Genomic DNA, 301 nt, shown 5'->3' with positions numbered 1-301 from the left:
TGGCTGGCGATGGCACGGTGCAGACCGCCGACGGCAACCAGCTCGAGATCTCGCCGCTGCAGGTGCCGTCGCAGGTCCGCGGCCGCAAGATCATCATGGGCATGCGCCCCGAGCACATGCTGCTGAACACCCAGGGCATTCCCGCCGAAGTCGAAATGGTTGAAACCCTGGGCTCGGAACAGCTCGTGCACTGCCGCTGCGGCAAGAGCACGCTGGTCGTGCGCTGCACGACCCGCCAACTTTCCGAGTCGTCGGCCAAGGTTGGCATGCAGGTCAATGTGGGCCCGGACGGCCGCCATCC

At 66.4% G+C, this 301-nt stretch carries 1 protein-coding gene; it reads left to right on the top strand.

The genetic code is table 11. The annotated features are described in order from the left end of the window. A partial coding sequence (locus AC6LJW_RS29480; RefSeq protein ID WP_498088981.1) for a TOBE domain-containing protein occupies positions 1-301 on the top strand: 301 nt, incomplete at both ends.

The sequence above is a fragment of the Achromobacter sp. 1012554356 genome (assembly GCF_059760815.1).
This window is presented reverse-complemented; position numbering and strand designations above follow the sequence as displayed.